General features: G+C 44.7%; 19 protein-coding genes. 3 read left to right on the top strand and 16 right to left on the bottom strand.

The window, feature by feature from the left end:
* Positions 1-111 precede the first annotated feature (111 nt).
* Positions 112-372 carry a DUF5062 family protein gene (locus AB6E30_RS18785; protein ID WP_017061084.1) on the bottom strand — a complete coding sequence of 87 codons (261 nt, stop codon included), beginning with the start codon at positions 370-372 and terminating at the stop codon, positions 112-114.
* A gap of 448 nt (positions 373-820) precedes the next feature.
* On the opposite strand from AB6E30_RS18785, the gene AB6E30_RS18790 reads away from it, so the two are divergent.
* A complete protein-coding gene (locus AB6E30_RS18790; protein WP_029235681.1) occupies positions 821-1,036 on the top strand; it encodes a hypothetical protein in 216 nt (71 codons plus the stop codon).
* A gap of 155 nt (positions 1,037-1,191) precedes the next feature.
* Here the strand turns inward: AB6E30_RS18790 and AB6E30_RS18795 are convergent, their stop codons facing one another.
* Positions 1,192-1,848 (bottom strand): QnrS family quinolone resistance pentapeptide repeat protein, encoded by a 657-nt coding sequence (locus AB6E30_RS18795; RefSeq protein ID WP_372104839.1) that lies wholly within the window; start codon positions 1,846-1,848, stop codon positions 1,192-1,194.
* A gap of 320 nt (positions 1,849-2,168) precedes the next feature.
* Here AB6E30_RS18795 and AB6E30_RS18800 point away from each other — a divergent pair, with 320 nt between their 5' ends.
* Positions 2,169-2,759: a TetR/AcrR family transcriptional regulator gene (locus AB6E30_RS18800; RefSeq protein WP_372104841.1), complete on the top strand. Its 591-nt coding sequence runs from the start codon at positions 2,169-2,171 to the stop codon at positions 2,757-2,759.
* A 108-nt stretch (positions 2,760-2,867) separates the two neighbouring features.
* Here the strand turns inward: AB6E30_RS18800 and AB6E30_RS18805 are convergent, their stop codons facing one another.
* From AB6E30_RS18805 to AB6E30_RS18870, 14 genes are all read right to left on the bottom strand, one after another.
* Entirely contained in the window at positions 2,868-4,115 is a 1,248-nt protein-coding gene (locus AB6E30_RS18805; protein ID WP_372104843.1) for an anaerobic sulfatase maturase, read from the bottom strand.
* A 117-nt stretch (positions 4,116-4,232) separates the two neighbouring features.
* A complete protein-coding gene (locus tag AB6E30_RS18810) occupies positions 4,233-5,978 on the bottom strand; it encodes an arylsulfatase (RefSeq protein ID WP_372104845.1) in 1,746 nt (581 codons plus the stop codon).
* Positions 5,979-6,071: 93 nt separating this feature from the next.
* On the bottom strand, positions 6,072-6,503 hold the full coding sequence (locus tag AB6E30_RS18815; RefSeq protein ID WP_372104846.1) for a tetratricopeptide repeat protein: 432 nt from the start codon (positions 6,501-6,503) through the stop codon (positions 6,072-6,074).
* Between the two features lie 207 nt (positions 6,504-6,710).
* Positions 6,711-7,916 carry an iron-containing alcohol dehydrogenase gene (locus tag AB6E30_RS18820; RefSeq protein WP_102487543.1) on the bottom strand — a complete coding sequence of 402 codons (1,206 nt, stop codon included), beginning with the start codon at positions 7,914-7,916 and terminating at the stop codon, positions 6,711-6,713.
* A 216-nt stretch (positions 7,917-8,132) separates the two neighbouring features.
* Positions 8,133-8,576: a hypothetical protein gene (locus tag AB6E30_RS18825; RefSeq protein WP_017070129.1), complete on the bottom strand. Its 444-nt coding sequence runs from the start codon at positions 8,574-8,576 to the stop codon at positions 8,133-8,135.
* 72 nt (positions 8,577-8,648) lie between these two features.
* On the bottom strand, positions 8,649-10,064 hold the full coding sequence (locus AB6E30_RS18830) for a coniferyl aldehyde dehydrogenase (RefSeq protein WP_372104848.1): 1,416 nt from the start codon (positions 10,062-10,064) through the stop codon (positions 8,649-8,651).
* 276 nt (positions 10,065-10,340) lie between these two features.
* Positions 10,341-10,823 carry a MarR family winged helix-turn-helix transcriptional regulator gene (locus AB6E30_RS18835; RefSeq protein WP_017061075.1) on the bottom strand — a complete coding sequence of 161 codons (483 nt, stop codon included), beginning with the start codon at positions 10,821-10,823 and terminating at the stop codon, positions 10,341-10,343.
* Positions 10,824-11,185: 362 nt separating this feature from the next.
* On the bottom strand, positions 11,186-12,400 hold the full coding sequence (gene choV, locus AB6E30_RS18840) for a choline ABC transporter ATP-binding protein (RefSeq protein WP_372104850.1): 1,215 nt from the start codon (positions 12,398-12,400) through the stop codon (positions 11,186-11,188).
* 2 nt (positions 12,401-12,402) lie between these two features.
* Positions 12,403-13,245: a choline ABC transporter permease subunit gene (gene choW / locus AB6E30_RS18845; protein WP_009845976.1), complete on the bottom strand. Its 843-nt coding sequence runs from the start codon at positions 13,243-13,245 to the stop codon at positions 12,403-12,405.
* Positions 13,246-13,325: 80 nt separating this feature from the next.
* On the bottom strand, positions 13,326-14,297 hold the full coding sequence (locus tag AB6E30_RS18850) for a choline ABC transporter substrate-binding protein (protein ID WP_372051358.1): 972 nt from the start codon (positions 14,295-14,297) through the stop codon (positions 13,326-13,328).
* A gap of 119 nt (positions 14,298-14,416) precedes the next feature.
* Entirely contained in the window at positions 14,417-16,129 is a 1,713-nt protein-coding gene (betA, locus tag AB6E30_RS18855; protein WP_372104853.1) for a choline dehydrogenase, read from the bottom strand.
* 72 nt (positions 16,130-16,201) lie between these two features.
* The gene (betB, locus tag AB6E30_RS18860; RefSeq protein WP_372104855.1) at positions 16,202-17,662 is read right to left on the bottom strand and encodes a betaine-aldehyde dehydrogenase; all 1,461 of its coding nucleotides are present in this window, start codon (positions 17,660-17,662) and stop codon (positions 16,202-16,204) included.
* 93 nt (positions 17,663-17,755) lie between these two features.
* A complete protein-coding gene (betI, locus tag AB6E30_RS18865; protein ID WP_048610022.1) occupies positions 17,756-18,358 on the bottom strand; it encodes a transcriptional regulator BetI in 603 nt (200 codons plus the stop codon).
* Positions 18,359-18,788: 430 nt separating this feature from the next.
* Positions 18,789-19,886: an alpha/beta hydrolase gene (locus AB6E30_RS18870; RefSeq protein ID WP_372104857.1), complete on the bottom strand. Its 1,098-nt coding sequence runs from the start codon at positions 19,884-19,886 to the stop codon at positions 18,789-18,791.
* A 279-nt stretch (positions 19,887-20,165) separates the two neighbouring features.
* On the opposite strand from AB6E30_RS18870, the gene AB6E30_RS18875 reads away from it, so the two are divergent.
* Complete coding sequence (locus tag AB6E30_RS18875) at positions 20,166-20,870, top strand: response regulator (protein ID WP_372104859.1); 705 nt, start codon at positions 20,166-20,168, stop codon at positions 20,868-20,870.
* Positions 20,871-20,901: the final 31 nt, after the last annotated feature.

The raw sequence follows: 20,901 nt of genomic DNA on the forward strand, positions 1-20,901 counted from the left end.
GAGCCCGTAGAGGACTTTCACCTCCTAGATCAACGCCATGCTCGGCGCACAAGCAAAAAACCTAGCGAAAAATCGCTAGGTTTCAAATATAAAAAATGAGGTAATACAAGTTTACTTCAGCGGGTCATTGTCCGGCAGTGCCTTATGAAGCCATAGTGCTAAACGCTTCTTGATGTTCGCGCCATCAAGCTTATCGTCAGGTAACGGTGTGATCTGATTGACTTCAACAAGGAACAAGTACACCGCTTTAACCTTTATCGGTTGGGATGAATTTGGCAAATCAAAACCTTGTAGTTTTGCCATCTTAAAACCGACTTCAACTGCTTTTTTTACCAGCTTATCTTCATTAATGATCTTCGCGGTTTTCGACATATCATCTCCATCATCTTTATCGAACGAGTACTGAGTATATCAAACAGAAAAACTCACAAGATTACCTCGCTCTCAATTTGAGGAGTCGCTTTGATAAATAACATAAAACGAATAACAGGCTCTAGGATGACTCTAATTCGCTTGATAGTTACGCCACCAATACCTGTACGCAAACGGTCTCTTAACAGAACACTCAATAAATGAGATCTTAAGTCAAAAAACAAAAATTCGAATAATATTTGACTTAGCATTCCAAAGAATACGGAATATTATGATGTTCATTTTGAAAGTTAAAATTCAATAAAAGATCAATAAACTTCTGTTATTTAACTGGTTTAATACTAATTCGACTTAGATCATATTTACAACCAATTGTAACCAATTGTTATTTACAAAATACTCACTAAAAAAATAGAATAAAACCACTAATTTTATACTGGTGTTGAAAATGCGTTACCTCTGGGCTTCATTCTGTCATAAAAATCCAATTCCGGGTCGAATTGTTCATATCTTGGTTATGTTGATAGCGCTAGCTTCTATCACCATTCCATTGATTTCAAAAGACGCCACAACCATCTTAACTTCACTGTGTGCTGCTCTAGTCTGTTTCGTCGTTTTTGTCTTCTTTGCGCTCGCCGACAAAATGCGTTCAGGTATGCATTAATCAACCCTATATTCGCCAAGCATTCTCTTTTCTAAACATCATTATAAAATGCATGCGACCAAATACGGAAAAGCCCAAAGTTATTAGCTTTGGGCTTTTCTTCTATAGCGAAATCTTACATATTCCAAATAGCCTGTAGTTAGAAATTACAGCTATCAATCAGGCATTACCACAATACCCATGGTTTCAAGCAGTTGCTCTTGCTGCCAAGCAACGATTTTAATCCCCGATGTGTCTACCTTGCGAGGATCTAACCCTTCTAATTCAGCATGGCATAAATTAGCACCTTGCATACTGAATTGCCCCCATACATCTTCCGAGAACACACCTCGGCTGAGATCAGACTCTTTCAATGACGCGCCGCCAAGGTAAGTGCCTATCCAACGGTTCTCAAACAGTTCGCACTTCTCTAAACAAGCCTGTTCAAAATTAGCGTAAGACAGGTTGCAACCCGTGATGTATGCCGAGCAAAAATACATGCGATTGCTCACCTGATTGGCAAAGTTAGCGCGAGTAAAGTTCGCCCCTTTCAGGTCGCATTCACGTAGCTCAATCCCATAGCAATTCGCATTACTAAAATTCGCCATCGCCAACTGGCAATTCTGGAAGCTTGCATCTCGTAAGTCGGCAACATCAAAGTGACATCCCTCAATATCGCCTTGTTCAATAAACTTACAGTTAATAAACGTTGCGTCACGTAAGTTCGAACGTCTGAAATCACAACGGATAAACGTACAGGCTGTAAATGTAAGCTCTGATAAGTCTTGCTGAGCAAAATTGTGGTGATGATAAGTGCTGTTATTGGTGTCCATTTAGCCCCCTAAAGAAATTAAGCTAAGACTACCATTGCGATCTTAAGAAAACACCAAATTAAAAACGAACAAAAACAGCAACTTAAAACACCCAAATTTAGCCATTTTAAGCCACCAAACAGGCCCTTTAAGGTTGTTATTTTCGATTTGTAGGATGTGCTTATCTTGAAAAAAGTTTTGTCGCTTAGAAGTGCCAATAAGAGAAAAAGTTACTTTGACGAAACGAGTCAATTATTGACCGCGTCCTAACGCGCTAGACTGGACGGTTGGTATGTTGCTCGTTACACTATTCCTCATTCTCAGCATAAAGAGTAAGAACAATGAAAGACATGCGACAAGCTATGCTCGATGCAGGGTTTAGCCTTATCAATGAACACGGGTTTGCTGGTGTTGGCCTGATGAAAATCATCAACCAAGCGGAAGGCACGAAGGGTTCTTTTTACCATTACTTCAAATCCAAAGAACACTTTGGTGAGATCCTGCTTACTAACTACTTTGATGAGCATCTCGCTAAGCTAGACGACTTTTTAAGTGATGAGTCGCTTTCTCGTCGTGACCGCGTAAAAGCCTATTTCGAGTTTTGGTGTGCATCGAAACTGACTGAAGACTTCAATATCCAATGTCTTGTCGTAAAACTGGCGGGAGAAGTATCTGGGTCTGCTAACCCGTTACAGTCCACAATGGCAGTAGGCGCAGAAAAGATCATCCTGCGTATGGCAAAACTGTTTGAAGAAGGTAATGAGGCCGGTGATTTCACTATCGCAGAGCCAGAATCGCTGTCTCGAATGCTTTATGGCCTATGGCTAGGCTCAACGCTCATGGCCGCCATGCAGCGTAACCGTTCGATTCTAAACAATGCCATGGAAGAGACTCTTCTCGCCATGAGCCCAGCCCAAGAATCGGCTGACTAGATATACCCGTTACCAGAAACCAAAAACCAAAAACCAAAAGGCTCGCATAATTTAGCGAGCCTTCTATCTTACTGTAAATTTTGATTAAATCGATTCACGCTTACTCCGTTACCCCAGACGAGACGGGATATTATTGGCTTTGAATAAGTCCTTAATAACCGGGTCGATATGCTTGAAGAAGCTCAGCCAACCTTCACAGAGATAATTTAACCCCGCTTCACCATCTCGGCTTGTGATGATACGGTTTTTGGGGCATTCGCCATGACATGCAAATTTAAACTCACAGGCTTGGCATTGTTTCGGCAGAGACTTTTGTTTGGCGAACCCAAAACGCTGCTGCTTTGGCGAAAAGGCTAAAGTTGAAAGTGCTTGTTCCTGAATATTACCCAGCTGAAATTCAGGAAAGACATAATGATCACATGAGTACACATCGCCATTGGGCTCAACTGCTAACCCTTTGCCACAGATCTCACTCAAGGTACACATGGTGCTTTCTCTGCCCATCCATACGCCGACAAAATTTTCAAAGTACGGCACTAATACCCGACCAAAATCATGCTCGAACCATTCGTCAAAAATGGTAGTGAGGAACTCTCCCCATTGCGCAGAGCCGACACTCCACGGTTCAACCTCACCTGATACAGGAATGATCGCTTGTTGGTTGCTCAACCATTTATTGTTGGTATGAGCCTCACGCTTATCGACCACAGGAATAAACTGCAATTGCTTCGAACCCACTTCATCGCGTAGAAAGCGATAAACCTCGAGTGGATACTTACCTGTCACATCATTCACGCAGCTTAAAGTCGCGAACTCGACGTTATGTTGCTTCAAGTAGCGAATGCCACGCATTGTTTGAGAAAAAGTGCCTTTGCCTGCACGGTTAGTTCGGTAGTGATTATGTAAGTGCTCTGGGCCGTCAATACTCACACCAATGATAAAGTCATTCTTCTTGAAGAGCTCACACCACGCATCATTCAATAAAGTGCCATTGGTTTGAAGGTCATTGCTGATCTTACTGTGGCTAGGGCAATATTTTTTCTGCAGGGCGACGACCTTTTGAAAGTACTCAATCCCCAACAAGGTAGGCTCTCCACCATGCCAAGAAAAGATGATTTCAGGTGTATTCTGCCCTTCTATATATTGCTTGATATAACGCTCTAACAGAGCTTCATCCATCGTATATTGAGAGCCTTTTGGGTATTCAAGCAGCTGTTGTTTTTCTAAGTAATAACAGTAGGTGCAACTGATATTACACACCGCACCAATCGGTTTTGCTAACGCCTGAAGTTTGCTGTGTGCTTTGCCATTGAACTGCGGAACTGAACTCAAGTTTGATAGCGATAATGTCGTCATGAAGAGTGCCTCGATGTAAAAGTTATTGTATTAGCCAAAACAATTCGTAATTCCTTTACACGGTGTTCATCGGCCAACCAAGCTTGATGGCATTAGGTTGGCCGAGTGGTTTTTCCTCTATTTCACGTTTTCAAACGGGTTCCACGCTTCGTCAACCGGGACGATATTTTGTGCTTTTTCGTATTCTTGATATTCAGCGACCATTTCAAGGAACAGATCTGGCATTTGGTTTCTCAAGTCATGTTGCTCAGCTGGATCTTTCTTGGTGTTGTATAAGTGCCACTCACTGTCGCCACCCATTCCCGTAGAGATTCGGATGATCTTATGATCACCTTTAAGCAGAATTCCGCTACCAAACAATTCAAATGGAATCGCATTGTTGGCACTGTGCACGTCTGCCGTTTCCCCTTTGAAGTAAGGCAACAAACTCACACCACTCATCGGCGCCACTTCTCGACCTTGATATTCGGTTCCTGGATGATCGACCTCTGCAATCTCAAGAATCGTGGCTGCAATGTCCTTCACTTGGGATAAGTCGTCTGTCTGAGTTCCCGGTTGCAACGCATCTTCACCGTCTAAAAGCGCTTTGGCTGGCTTAACGATAAATGGCACACGGATACCGCCCTCTGCTGTGTAAGCTTTGTACCAAGATAGGCCACCGGTTGAAGCGCTTGCCCACTCAGGACCAAGTGACACACTGGAGTTCGCCTTACCCAAGTTTTCAGTCGAATTATCGAAATGATGAGCAGTCCATGTTCGGATCAAATCACTGATATTTTCACCGGTAATATCCGCCGCTTCTGGGCCGTTATCCGCTAGATACATAATGTAGGTATTGTCGTATTCGCCGATTTCTTTCAGGTAATCGACTATCTGGCCGACTTGTTGGTCCTGCATTTCCATCATGCCCATCGCGACAGCCATTTTCTTGCCGTACCACTTTTGTTCTTTCTCAGAGAGCGAGTCCCAAGGTCGGCTTAATGCGTTACGATCTGAAATATCGGCGTCTTTTGGAATCACACCCATATCTTTCATACGTTGGAAACGATCTTCTCGAACCGAGTCCCAACCATGTTCAACGTAGTAATCGACTTTATCTTGATAAGCAGACTCAGGCGCTTGCAATGGCAGGTGAATACCGGTGAATGGGACGTAAGCGAAGAAAGGCTTACCGTCGTCTTTTTTGCTGTCGATCATCTTGATGATCTCGTTGGTGTAAACTTGGTCTGAGTACTCGCCTTTGTACTTGTCCTCAACCACTTCACCGTTACGGTAAGTTGGCTCAACTTCGACGCCGGGAATATCCCCTTTTTGCAGCGCATCCGCTGTCGCGGCATTTTTGGCCGGGAACATCATATCTCGATTAAAGTGATTCGAGCCGCCCGCTAAGATACCGTAACTCTCTTCAAAACCTCGATCGTCAGGTAAGAAACCATCGTCGTGCCCCAAGTGCCATTTCCCAGAGAGGTAAGTGTTATAACCACTCTCTTTAAGCAGCGTTGCGACCGTAACCCCTTTCTTGGTGAGGTAACCTTCATAACCCGGCTTGCCAATCGCACCCGGATAGACAGCATAGTCGAAGGTGCCTAGCCCAACCTCGTGGCTATTTGCTCCGGTTAACATCATAGAGCGCGTTACCGATGAGGTTGGTGACGCGTGAAAGTTAGTAAACTTAACCCCCTCTTCAGCCAGCGCCATTAGGTTTGGTGTATTGGCTTCTGAGCCATATGGCTGAGTATCGGCAAAGCCCACATCATCGCCAACAATAACAACAATATTCGGTTTTTCTGATTCAGCCGCAAGAGCAGCACTGCTTGCCGCAGCCATTGCAGTGAAGACTAAAGATTTCTTGAATGTCTGCATAAGACGTTCTCCAATTTCTGTGATTAACTTGTTTCAGTAATTAACTTTTCTGCGAGTAACTTTTTCTGTGAGTAACCTGAGTTAAGATTTGAATTAATGCGCGGCTTGCGACATCCAATGTAATAAGTCGAGCGCGGGGTCATACTCTTGAGCTGCTGCCATGCCTATCCAGATGACAGCTTCCGCTTGGCTGGCTTGAACGCCACTTCCAGAGATATACATCAACCCAAGCTGTGTTTGAGCTTCAGGGCTACCGTTGTTGGCTGCGGTGACGAACCACTCCGCGGCTTTTTCATCATTCTGTTCTACGCCCTCTCCGCTCAGATATAAGTAAGCGACAGAGAGCTGGGCATCCAATTGCCCTTGGTAAGCCTCATCCAACAATTGCACGACATCTTGATGCTGCTGCGATTGGTCCATGGTGGCTGCGTTCTTAGAGCTTTCGCTTCCAACGCTTGCCTTGGCAAAAAACAGAGCAGCCAAAACACCAGTCAGAATCACGGTAGTTAAACGTTTATTGAGCATTTATTTCCTCCTCGGGAATAAAGGTCACAACGTCCCTGTTGAATGAATTAGGTGAAAAGTAGGAATGGCGCGATGATGCACAAGCTTGATAGCAATACGTTTTCGATTTTCATAATTGGCTCTCGAGTAATGATTGTTGAGTGAATAAGGGACTGAATCATCGACTGAATTAAATGGTCATAACATTCAGTCGATTAAGACAGAGACTTAAATCGCTTTCTCAATGATGGTTTCAATCGTCTGTTTCGAGATTGGGTAGAACTGAAAACAGATGTCTTTTTCAATCGCTTCTGCAATGTTGCTCTTCTCTTGCTCATCAAAGTCCCAGCTGCTGAAACGCTTCATCGCACCCACACTGGTTTGAAAGTTGTTTAAGAAATCCAACACTCTCTGGTAAACCATCTCATCGGTTCCCGTAGTGTCGACAGAGAAAGCTTGAGCTAACTTCGCCGCATTCGGCATATAGAATTCAGGCAGCGCTTCAATCACAACCGGCATCAGCACCGTGTTGGCATCGCCATGTGGAATGTGGCTAATCGCACCAAAGGCATGAGCACAGTTGTGAATCGGAATACCGCCCAAAGACGAATAGAAAGCAGAGATAGCCATAGTGCTTGCTTGAAGAAGGTTGCCACGCGCGGTTAGGTTTTCTGGCTCTTTAAGTGCCAAGGGTAAGTTTTCAACAATCAGTTTTGCAGCCTGAATGCCGTAAGCGTCAGTGAATGCATTACTCATTGGCGAGACAATCGCTTCAACAGCGTGTGTTAACGCATCCATGGCTGTAGAACGAGTAAGGTGAGCTGGCAGCTTAGTGGTCACCGTTGGATCAAGGATCGCGATATCGGCTTCCAATCCAGACGCGACTAGACTTGCTTTGATGTTTTCATGTTCATTGTAAAAAACAGCAATCGGAGAGGCTTCTGCGCCCGTACCAGCCGTTGTCGGAACCGCAATGTGGGGCACTCGAATATCTTCATTGTTTGGCCACACATCCATATGACCACCACCCGCAATCACGGTGCGAATGTCATCTATCTGCTTATGAAATGCGTATTTCACACCTTTAGACGCATCAATTACGCTGCCGCCGCCAACAGACAAGATCGCATCAGCATTGACGCTGTTTGCAAACTCAATGGCCGCGTTGATGTTGTCGCAAGTCGCGTCTGGCGCGATATCGGTGTACACACCAACAAGTTGAACTGCTTGTTCATTACCTGGCTGGTTCACCTTTTCGTTTACAAACAACGCCGAGAACTGCTCAACAAAACCAAGAGACTCCAAGCCTTTATCAGAAAAGAGCACGACTCTTTGCGCACCTAAGCGACCAAAAAGAGAAGGGATATTTTCAATGCCATTCTCTTGAGCATGAACAATGGTTTTAAGTTGAAAGTTAAAATTATTGGTTGTCATGGTGTTTACCTCATTTCTAGTTGATGACTAAACAATAACCAAAACAAACCGGTCGGTCTAGAGCGTAAATGTCAAAGATATGTCAATTAAGATCTTTATGGATCATTGCCCCAAAACGAAAAAAGCCCGAAAATGCGGGCTGTAATCATAAGTAAGCTATTGATCATTATAGAAGTGTTATTGACTCACCCTGAGTAAGTCACAAACGGTTAACGATTAACGAAGGTGAGCTGGGACCTTACTCTTATCTCTAGTGAGGTAGTAGTACAGATAAACCAAAGAATAAACGGTCACAAAACCATCGAGCGCAAACACGCCGCTCCAGCCATAGAACCACTCATAATCGTTGATACACACGTTGTATAAGAAGATGCCAACAAACATCGACTTCTCAAATGCGCTGTAAATCATCGTCGAGGTGCGCAGCGATTTGTACTTCGCCGAGAACATCAACAACACACCAATACAGCCAACCATCACACCCCAGTGTTGATAAGTCCCCAGCAAGTACTCTTTGTTTTCCATCATGGTATCGTTGTACGAGAACAGCGTCTGCATACTCCAATCTGGCGCTAGGAAAGTGGAAAAAGCCGTCGCTGTTAAGAAACCGGTAATCATCAAATACGATTTGATCGTACGTTCAAAAAAACGTTCTAACATAAAAGTAACCTCTTAAAATAATTTCGTGAAAATAACTTTTTGAAAAATAAACAGTGTCATACCAACAGTGATTTACTGGCCAAGCATGCCCATCACTGCTGTTTTTAATTCGTTGTCTTCTTTTGAAAACAGATGTTTAACTCGATGATCTAAACCCGTTTCCAAGACTGTTTTGGCGTGGGAGAAAGTCAGGAAACCTTCTTTACCGTGATAGTTGCCCTGACCTGATTCACCAATGCCACCAAACGGCGCATCATCAACCGCTAAATGGAACACACAGTCATTAATACACATGCCACCGGAGTGAACTTGGTGCTTAACCTGAGCCTGTAAACTCAAATCAAAGCTCATCAGGTAGAGTGCTAACGGCCTTGGTTTGCTATTGATGACTTGGAACGCCTCTTCAACATTGCGATACGTAATCAAAGGTAATAATGGGCCGAAAATTTCTTCGTTCATCACTTTGGATGACAGGCTTGGTTCAACGATCAAATGTGTCACCAATCGATGGGTATCTAGGTCCATCGCTTCGTCATGGCAAGCAACGATTCGTGTCCCAGCTTCCTGCTCTTCATTCAATAAACCAACAATACGATCACATTGGCGAGGGTTAATGAGCGAGGTTAAACTCTCAGAGTAGATCCCTTCATCAAACAAGAATTGGTACTGTTTTTTATACTCAAGAATGAAGGCTTCAAGCTTATCTTCAGGGAGTAGCACGTAATCTGGAGCGACACATACTTGGCCGTTGTTTAGGCTCTTGCCATAAATGGTTCGCTCTACCGCAATATCTATCGGCATGTCTTCTGCCACGATAACCGGCGACTTTCCACCCAGCTCTAGCGTGACTGGGGTTAGCGTATCAGCCGCTGACTTCATCACTTGGCGACCCACTTGGGTTGACCCTGTAAATAGAAGATGATCAAACGGCAACGCCGAAAATGCGGCTGCGATTTCTACCTCACCTTCAACCAAGCACACCTCATCGGCATGGAAAACTTCCGCCAATAGCGCTCTTAATACTTGGTTCGTCGCTGGGGTAAATTCGCTCATCTTGATCATGGCGCGATTTCCCGCGGCCAGCACCGAAATAAGTGGGCCGACGGATAACATGATCGGGAAATTCCACGGAGCAATAATCCCGACGACGCCTTTGGGTTGATAAACCACTTCAACACGAGAGGTTGAAAGCAATGGGCCGGAATGACGAATCGAAGATGTCGACCAATGAGGTAAACACTCAATGCTGTGATCAATATTTCCGATACAAGGCAATATGTCAGCCATCAAAGTGTCTTGTCGGCTGCGGTGACCATAGTCCTCACTCACGGCTACACACAAACGATCTGTGTAATCGATTAGCGCAGATTTAAGTGCGAGCAGCTGCTCAATTCTCTCCGATATCGCTGGCATCGGTTTCTGTGCAAAAGCTCCCTGCATGCTGTTCAACGTCATGGTCATTTGTGTTGGCGTCAATTCGTGTTTCATACATCACCTCGTGGTTAAGATGAACACACAATAATACACGACAGACCGGTCGGTCTAGCATTTTATTGTCAAAGAATCGTCAATGGAGTTTTGATTACAATCCAATGAGGCGGCTACAAACGGGGCAAAAAGTCAGGGGAATTTAAAATAAGAAGGCGTAGCTAACACGCAAGGCAAATAGAGAATTTTAAATGGCAGGATCAAAAATGGCCGCTTAGTGCGACCATTTGACAATTATTTAAGTTGTTGTTCTAAATGAACAATTTATAAATAAGGTTAGCTCTTGGCTACGTTTGCAATGCCTTCAAGTTGAAGTACTGGAGCGGCGTCGATGTCTTCTGCGTTCATCATTGATGATACTCGCTGCATTGAAGAAAGCAGTAAGCTTTGCTCCCACGGCTCTAGGTTTTGGAATTTTTTAACGAAGTTATCTTGCAGCGGTGGTGGCGCATTGTTTAGCAACTCTTGACCTTTTTCAGTCAGGTTTGCGTGTACTTTGCGGCGATCTGACGAGCTGCGAACACGTTGTACATAGCCGTTCAGTTCCAAGCGATCGATGATCGTGGTTGTGGTGGCTTGGCTTACATTGGTGTGATTAGACAATTCTTTGATCGTCACATTACCCATTTCTTGGATTGCTCTCATTAAGATTAATTGAGGGCCAGTCAAACCATACTCTTTACTCAGCTTTTTCGAGTGTAAATCGATAGCGCGAATAATTTGGCGAATAGCGACCAGGATTTCGTCATGTTTGTCCAAGATGCAGACCTTTGTACTAATATACTGTGAATGGTTTTACAGCGTCGAAGCGATGAAATGTCCTGATTATTTACGTCAGGCGAGCTCGAATTACACTGTAAATTGATAAATTACTTCATTGATTTTTCCGCATTGTACTGATGTTCATACTATTCTCAATCTTTTCTATACCACTAAACTTGCGTGGTACGGCACTTTTACTTAATGAAGGGGAAATGAAAGCTTCAATGAAGGCAAAAATAACGAGTCAGAGAATACAAGTTCAAAGAATAATATATTTTAATAATCATAGAGGTAGAGAGACTTAACCCTCTCCACCTAATAAAAAACCAGCCCTAATCGCCAAGCTGGAAAACGAAATTTTACGCGGCTGTATTCATCTGAAAATTACCCGTTAGTGCGTTGTAAAACTCGCTGTTATCCAGAATACCGACCAGTTGATTGTCTTCCACCAGCAAAATCGGATGGTTACTGATCTGCTTGAGCTTAATTGCATCACGCATGCCAATTTCCGGGCTTGCCACAACTACACTCGACTCGCTGATTGCAGTTAAGTCGTCAGATTCACTCCACTCGACAAGCGCCAAAGCAGATTCACCTTTCACCGATAAAGCACCTTCACTCTGTTCAATCCAGAGATCTTTAGAATCGCAGATCTTCCAGCTTTCATTCTCTTGCGTTAGTGAATCAAGAGGCTGCATCAAAGAGCGACCTTTAAGCACATTCAATGGATTGGTATGAGCAACGAAGTCTTTTACGTATTCTGTTTTTGGCGTCAATACGATCTCTTCAGGCTTACCGTGTTGAATCAGCTTTCCTGACTCCATGATCGCGATGTTGTTACCAATCTTCAGTGCTTCATCTAGGTCGTGACTCACGAACAAAATCGTTTTGTTGAGTTTGCTTTGCAGTGTGATCAGTTCATCTTGCAACTGAGCTCGAATCAGTGGATCAAGCGCCGAAAACGGTTCATCCATCAACAGAATGTCGGTGTCCATTGCAAACGCGCGCGCCAAACCAACACGTTGCTGCATGCCGCCAGAAAGCTCATGTGGAAATTTGGTTTCCCATTCTGCCAAACCCACCATTTCAAGTTGTTCACGCGCTTTAGCACGACGAACATCTTTGGCTACGCCTTGCATTTCTAGACCAAACGCCACGTTATCTAACACGTTTAACCAAGGCATTAGGGCAAATTTTTGGAACACCATAGAAACGCGGTGAGTACGAAGATGACGCAAGGTCGCTTCGTCGCACTGTTCACCTAAATCAACCTGCTTGTCTCCATCTTTGATCGCCAATGAGCCACGGCTGATCTCATTCAGGCCGTTAACTGCGCGAAGCAAAGATGATTTACCAGAACCAGACAACCCCATCAGCACACAAATCTCGCCTTCTTCAACGGTCAGCGACACATTATCTACGCCAACCACTTGGCCAGTCTCATCAATGATCTCTTGGCGAGTTTTACCTTGGTCGAGTAGCTCAAGCGCTTGTTTCGATTTATTACCAAACACAACATCGAGATTCTTAATGGTAATCGCGTCCATTGTCTTTTTTCCCTGAGAGTTAGACATGATTAAGCTTCCTTCTGGTTTGGTGTTTTGCACAAGCGATCAAGAATGATAGCGACTAATACAATCGCCAACCCGGCTTCAAAACCTTGTGAGATGTTCACTGTGTTCAATGCACGAACAACAGGTTTACCAAGTCCGTCAGCTCCGACAAGGGCGGCGATAACCACCATCGAAAGCGACAACATAATACATTGAGTTACACCCGCCATAATGCTTGGTAAGGCAGCCGGTAATTCCACTTTCATCAGCAATTTCATGCGGCTTGCACCAAACGCTTTACCCGCTTCAATCAACTCTTCAGGCACTTTGGTTACACCTAAGTAGGTCAAACGAATTGGTGCGGCAATGGCAAATATGATGGTCGAGATTAAGCCAGGAACGATGCCCAAGCCGAATAAAACCAAAGTCGGAATCAGATACACAAACGTTGGAACCGTCTGCATTAAATCAAGAATGGGTCTAAGCACCGTATACAACCAAGGACGGTGAGCAGCCATGATGCCAACCGGTACGCCAATTAATACGGAAATCGTTGTCGCCGCAAAGACGAGAACAAAGGTTTCCAGCATTTCTTGCCAATAGCCGAGGTTAAGAATAGTCAGCAGTGCTGCGACCACAAAGATCACCAGCGAAGGTTTACGGTGTAAGTACCATGCAATAGCAGCAGTCATCACGATTGGCAGAGCAGGCGGCATCCACTTAAATACATCGACTAAAAACATAATGACGGTTTCTAGAAAAATCGAAATAGCGTCAAAGAATCCTGCTGCATTGATTGTTAGCCAATCAACACCCGCTTCCATCCATTGTCCGACAGGGATTTTGTTTTCCGTAATAAAATTCACAATATTGCCTTTTATTATTGGCGGGCCGAAGCCCACCTTTATTCTTTATATAGCTTTGGTAAACAGGTCTATAGGTAGAACTATGCTTTTACTTGCTTTAGGTACTCTGTAACCGCTTGAGTTGCAGATTCACCTTTATGCGTTTTGACGTTGTCTAACCAAGCTTCTACTTGTTGTGGATTACTGTTCAACCATTGCTGAGCCGCTTTCTCTGGCTTCACATTTTGGTTCAAAATCGCTTCCATCAACTGGTTTTCCATCTCTAGAGTGAATTCTAGGTTTTGTAGAAGTTGACCGACGTTTGCACACTCAGACAGGTAGTTTGAACGAACATTGGTGTAAACATTCGCGCCGCCGTAGTTAGGGCCGAAGAAGTCGTCACCACCTGATAGGTATTCCATCTCAACATTGCTGTTCATTGGGTGCGGCGCCCAACCTAGATAAACGATCCACTGGCTACGACGAGCAGCGCGAGATACTTGCGACACCATGCCCGCTTCGCTTGATTCCACTAGGCTGAAATCTTTCAAGCCAAACGCGTCTGAATCAATCATTGATTGTATTAGGCGGTTACCGTCGTTACCCGGCTCGATGCCATAGATGCGGTCTTTAAATTTGTCGGCATGTTTTGCTAGGTCGGCGAAGCTTTTTACACCTGAGTCGTACACGTATTTTGGTACGGCTAGCGTGTATTTTGCGCCTTCAAGGTTGGCACGAACGGTTTCAACCGTGCCCTCTTCACGGTACTTAGCAATATCGCCTTCCATGGTTGGCATCCAGTTGCCTAGGAATACGTCAATATCGCCGTTCGCCATTGAAGAGTATGTCACCGGTACTGAAAGTAGGTCGGTTTTGGTTTTGTAACCAAGGCCTTTTAATAGTTCAGAAGTAACGGCGGTTGTTGCGGTAATGTCAGTCCAGCCTACATCAGCGAAGCGAACGTTTTCACATTGCTGCGGTTCAATAGAAGCGTTAGCACCAAATGCAAATGAACTGATGGCTAATGTTGCTAATACCTTTTTTGTAGCGGTTTGTTTATGTTGAGTCGTCATAATGATTCCTTTTTATCTTTCCTTTTTCTGCCCTAACTCATACTAATCAGGGCAGTTTTGCTGACTTTTGACTAATTTTGGTTGTTACTTTTTATTATTTTTATCTCAATAACAGAGGCTTACGCTTCTCTTACTGGTTTATTTATTCTTTGCTTCTCTTGCCACTCAGGTGCAATCCACACTGAAACGCCCTGCTCTTTGAGCATCGGCTTACCCAAAATCAAATCGGAAGCACGCTCAGCCACCATAATGGTCGGGGCGTTCAAGTTTCCGTTCGGAATAACAGGGAAAACCGATGAGTCGACAACACGTAAGCTGTCGATACCGCGAACGCGACACTCTTCATCAAGCACCGCCATTGGGTCGTTATCTGAACCCATTTTGCAGCCACAAGAAGGGTGATATGCACTTTCAACGTTCTGCTTAACCCATTCATCAATCGCTTCATCAGAAGTAATGTTTAGACCCGGCTGAATTTCTTTGCCTCGGTATACATCCATCGCAGGTTGAGACAAAATCTCACGCGTCAGACGAATACAATCGCGCCAATCTTGGCGATCTTGTTCAGTCGAGATGTAGTTGAAAATGATCTCTGGCTTGGCATGCGGATCAGCAGAAGTGATCGCAACCGTACCGCGACTCTCTGGCTTGTTCGGGCCAACGTGTACTTGGAAACCGTGACCATCAAAGGCCGCTTGCCCGTCGTAACGCATCGCTGCTGGCAGGAAGTGATATTGAATGTTTGGCCACTTCAATCCTTTGCGAGAACGAATGAACGCGCACGATTCAAAGTGGTTAGTAGCACCAAGGCCTTTGCGAGTCAGAATCCATTCCGCGCCAATCATGCCCTTGCTGACCAAACCAAGCTTGCTGTTGAGCGTGATGGGTTCGTTGCAGTGATATTGGAAGTACACTTCTAAGTGATCTTGAAGGTTTTCACCGACACCGCTCAGTTCGTGTTTCAGCTCAACGCCAGCCTTTTCAAGCACCGCTTTCGGGCCGATACCAGAAAGCTGCAGCAGTTGAACAGAACCGATAGAACCCGCAGAAGAGATCACTTCTTTGTTCGCCACAGCCACCTGGGTATTTCCTGACTTTTCAAACTCGACACCGACGGCTTTCAAGCCCGATTGACCATTTGAGTCTTGTCCTTCAAGTAGGAAACGACGCGCCACGATACCTTTCTTCAAGGTCAGGTTTGAACGCTTCAATGCTCGACGTAGATAAGCGTTAGAGGTTGAGGCTCTAACACCCTTGTCTACCGTCATATGCATAGTGCCGAAGCCTTCTTGCTGGTAGCCGTTGTAGTCTTGTGTTTCTGGGTAACCGGCGTCTTTACCTGCATCGATGAACGCTTGGTAAAGCGGGTTGAGCTCCATATCGTTACCATTACAAGTGCCGACAGGGCCATTGTCTCCACGGTATTCATCACCACCTTTGTTCCATGATTCAGCACGGCGGAAATAAGGCAGACATGCTTGGTAGTTCCAACCCGCAGCGCCCTCTTCTTCCCATTGGTCAAAATCACACGCGTGGCCACGAACATAAACCATACCGTTGATCGATGAGCTGCCGCCTAACACTTTGCCACGTGGGCAGTGCAGTTCACGTCCATCAAGGCCCGGCTCTTTCTCTGTTTCAAATTGCCAAGCGTACTTTTCAGTATTCATTGGGTAAGAAAGCGCGGTTGGCATTTGGATAAAAATACTCTTGTCCGTACCACCAGCTTCCAGTAATAAAACGCTATGTTCACCGCTTTCCGTTAGCCTATCCGCTAACACACAGCCGGCCGAACCCGCGCCGACGATAATATAATCGTAGCGTTGTTCCATGTTTTGATTTCCCTGAGATAAGTCAGTGGGGCTAGCTCTGTTAAACTAGCCCATAAAATTGAGTGTTACGCGTTAGGCATAAGGGCTGGCGTAGTCGCCAAGTTCAATAAGAATGCTCTTAGTCTGCGTATAGTGAAGTAGAGTTTCTGGTCCATTTTCACGGCCAATACCCGAAAGCTTGTAACCACCAACAGGCATTTCTGCCGGTGAATCACCCCACGTGTTCACCCAACAAATACCTGCCTGCATTTGATGAATAACACGGTGCGCACGAGAAAGGTTTTGCGTGAACACACCAGCCGCAAGGCCATATTTGGTGTCGTTAGCACGGCGAATCACATCGTCTTCGTCCGAAAACTTCAAAACTGACATCACAGGGCCGAAGATCTCTTGTTGAACATGAGGCATGTTGTCTTCGCAATCCACAAACACGGTTGGGATAACAAAGTTGCCGTTCGCTAAGCCGTTGTCTGTCACTTGATAGCCGCCCGTCAGCAAGGTTGCACCCGACTGCTTAGCTAGCTCAATTGCTTCAAGGACTTTTGAAAGGTGTTCTTTAGAAATCAACGCGCCGATCTGAGTCTCCATGTCCATTGGGTTACCAATGATCAGCTTCTCAGTGCGTGTTTTAAGTTGGTCGATGAATGCGTCATAGATGTTTTCGTGTACATAAACGCGAGTACCGTTGGTACACACTTCGCCTTGGGTGTAGAAGTTAGCCACCATCGAAGCGGAAACTGCATCATCCAATTTAGCATCATCAAACACGATCATTGGTGACTTTCCACCAAGTTCCATGGTGACTGATTTCAGCGTCTTAGCGCTATCCGACATTACCGCTTTACCGGTACCGGTTTCGCCCGTGAACGACACTTTCGAGATGTCTGGGTGCGCCGTTAGCATCTGACCAACACGGTAATCGCCCTGAACCACGTTGAACACGCCATCAGGAAGACCAGCTTCGGTAAATATCTCAGCAAGCTTGAGCGCCGTTAGCGGCGTTTCTTCTGAAGGTTTGAAAATCATCGCGTTACCCGCAGCCAATGCTGGAGCCGATTTCCACATCGCGATTTGAATAGGGTAGTTCCACGCGCCAATGCCCGCACAGATGCCTAGCGGTTCGCGGCGAGTGTAGAAAAATTGAGATTCACTCAGCGGCTGTTGGTCGCCTTGTAGCGTTGGAGCCAAGCCAGCAAAGTATTCAATAACATCAGCGCCAGACGCCACATCCACTTCAATTGCTTCTTGCAGCGGCTTGCCCGTATCAACAACCTCAAGGTTTGCAAGGTCATTATTTCGAGCTCTAAGTATGTCCACTGCCTTCAACAGAATGCGGCTGCGTTCCACAGCGGTCATTGCAGACCATACCGCAAATCCGCGCTTCGCAGATTCAATAGCACTGTCGACATCTGCTGAAGATGCTTGGCCTAACGTCGCGATAGGTTCACCGTTGGCAGGGTTAATGCTATCAAAGGTTTCACCAGAGGTTGCTTTAACCACTGCGCCATCGATGTATAACGAGTTCATTTCCATTTGAGATTCTGACTTAATTATTGTTGTTAGACTCTACTGGTCTATATGTGAGTATTGGTCGTTCTAGTGCTGTTCTAGTCCTAACACTGCGTTCTATTTGGTACTGCACGAGTAGAACGTAAGTTGTTTATCTAGATAATCATTGATGATGGCACGCGCCTTTTGAGCATCGATACCATCTGGGTTTAGTGTGCCTCTCAGCCACAAACCATCAATCAGAGACGCAATCCCGTGAGCAACGAGATCCGCTTGTTCGTGATTCAAAATACCTTTCAACTCAAGACGTAAGTGTGAAATCAAACGTTTTTCATTCACACGTTGCAGTCTTTTCAGCTGCTCGTCATGCATTGAATATGACCAAAATGCCAACCACGCCTTCGCGACCTTATTTTCTGCTTGGTAACCTTCGAAGTTACCATCGATGATCGCGTTAATTCTCTGTTGGTGAGCATCAACAGGAAGTGCTTTTAGTGACGTGGTGATGGTATTAGAAAGTTGGCGAAGAATTTCACGCATGGTCTCTTCTAGCAGCCCATGCTTTCCACCAAAATAGTGATTAATAATGCCAGTGGAGACTCCCGCTTCTTTGCTGATCAACGCAATACTCGCGGCATGCAAACCCACTCGATCAATCACCGTCATGGTGGCTTGAACAAGCTGTGGTTTACGTATATCAGGCATCCCAACCTTCGGCATTTCTTAGTCCTTTTATTTTATATTGAACGTTCAGTTAAATATAAAATGACAGAAATTTAGTTAGGGTTCAAATGATTATTTAAAACAAACTCGTAACAATACAGCATTCAAAACAACAAAAATCATTATAAAACAATAAATTAAATATCATTTAGAACACTAACGAAAACAATTAAAGATTTGAGGTGTGATAGTTATTGGTCAAATGTTTTTGCTTAGAAAGTTCAAGAATCAATCAGTGAGAGTCCTTGTAGAAACTTTTTGGGGAGGGAGTGGAAAGGAAGTATCAAGGAATTTTCATACTGAAATTTAAGACAAGGAAATCCACAATCAACACAGGTAACGAATCAAAAAATGAACAAAAAAGGTTGGCGACAACAGCGTCATCACCAACCTTCTCAGTCGTTTCTTATGTTATTGCAAGCCTAAGCTACTCAATGCGTGTGATGAAACCGTATTTATCTGACTCAGCCTTAGTCACCCAGTGTTCGCCAGAAGCCGGAGCAGAATCCAACGTGAAGATATAGAAGTCGATTCCTTTGTCTCCCATTACCTTTTTAAAGTAGGTCGCTTGCTTGCGATGGCTTTCGTTCGTGTATGGGAAGTCTTTGGCTGTTTTATCATCCTCAGCCCAACTGTGCACACCAACCTGCTTATTAAGCTCAATGGCTTTAGTGGTATCTGCTCGTTGCAAAACTCGTGGGTTACCCGCAGCGAAAAGATCCGTGCCGCCAGAGAACACCGACCCCGTAGGCGTTACGATCGTCGTCATTTTGTTACTGTGGATCATGCGACCGGTGTACATATTGATATCATCGTCGGCACTTCCACCAATATGGTTGGTAAACTTCAACGTCATCTCACTGCCTTGATACAATTTCACGATATCAAAAAGCTGAGAATAGGTTGATGCGCCTAGAGTGGAAGTAATGCGATCAACAGCGCCAGTCTCGTTGAGCACATCACGGTAAAAAGCGTTGAAAGCAAACGAGGTGGTTATCGTTACCTTGTTCCCACTTTTAGTGTTACTCAGAATGGTAGACCCAAGGCTAGTCACGTATTGAACCAGTTCATTGTGATACTCAAGCTCGACGGGCTTATGAGTATTCGTCGTCGTGTTAATTAACGTGGTGTCATTGCCGATTGAGCGTTGAGCCGCACCACAATCAAACACGTCCAAACCCTTGCTCTCTGTGTAGATACCGCAGCTATCAAATCCTGCATCAGGGAGGTACAGATCCACACTTTGACCTAAACTATCCGCAAGCCTAACCACTTTTTGCTTATCACTAATATCTTCCGCAAACAGAACGATTTCATACTGCACACCGTTGTAATCAAGTTTTATGGATTCTTGGACCTCTTGTCGCTCTTTATACAACTCACCCAGTTTCGCTGATGAAAATACGTAATCCGCTTTAGGTTTCACTTGTGCTTTAGTTGTCGGTTTACCCGAATTAGAGCTTGAGTTACACCCAGCTAAAATAATCAAAGGTAATGCCAGTAACGTTTTTCTATAGCTATTCATGTAGTAATTCCCAAAAATGTTTGATGGGAAAATTCTATTATTTAAAGAAGAAAACATCTGTCGTGCGAATGTATGAGAATGTATGTCTTTTTGAACATTGTTTTTTATTTTCGCACAAATTCAAAATCATCATTGAACTGGCGTGGAAAGTGTTTAATCATTCATGTCAGGTATTTTACGTAAAGCATGCAAATTGGAGATGCCACAATAGCTAACCACTAGATAAGGCTCCCTCACGTAATCTCAATGATTGAAACGCACGACAAGGCTGATAATGGAATGACAAAACCTAAAATGATCATCGTGGAAGACGATTTGAAACTTCAGAAAATGTTGCAGGACTACTTTGTCGCGCAAGATTTTGATGTCACGGTGTTGGACGATGGCAGCGATGCCGCACAGACCATCCTCGCGGAGCAACCTGACATCGTATTGCTAGATTTGATGCTTCCTGTAACTGATGGACTTACAATCTGCCGACAGACGCGTACGCACTATAAAGGTAAAATCTTGATGCTCACCGCTAGCGATGACGACTTTGATCACGTCGCTGGTTTAGAGACAGGGGCTGATGACTATGTCACCAAGCCAATCAAACCAAGAGTTCTGCTGGCCAGAGTTCGTTCGCTATTACGCCGCCAAGACACCAATACCGCTTCAGTCGATGACTCAGACACCCTTCAGTTCGATCAACTCGTTCTGAAAAACACCTATAAGAAGTGTGAACTTTCAGGTGCGGTTTTATCACTCACTGACAGCGAGTTTGACCTACTTTGGTTATTGGCAAGCAACCCAGACACGCCGTTATCTCGTGACTACTTGACGCAAACATTGCGCGGGATTGAGTACGACGGAATAGACCGGACGATTGACAACAAGGTTGTACGTCTAAGAAAGATTTTGGGCGACGACCACACACCAGCAGAGAAAATTCAGACCATTCGCGGGAAGGGTTACTTGTTTGTTTCGACCGCCTGGCGTTAACCTCGCTCAATACGAGCGTAATAAAAGAGAG

Source organism: Vibrio sp. 10N.247.311.12, from assembly GCF_041467515.1.
Lineage (GTDB): Bacteria > Pseudomonadota > Gammaproteobacteria > Enterobacterales > Vibrionaceae > Vibrio > Vibrio crassostreae_C.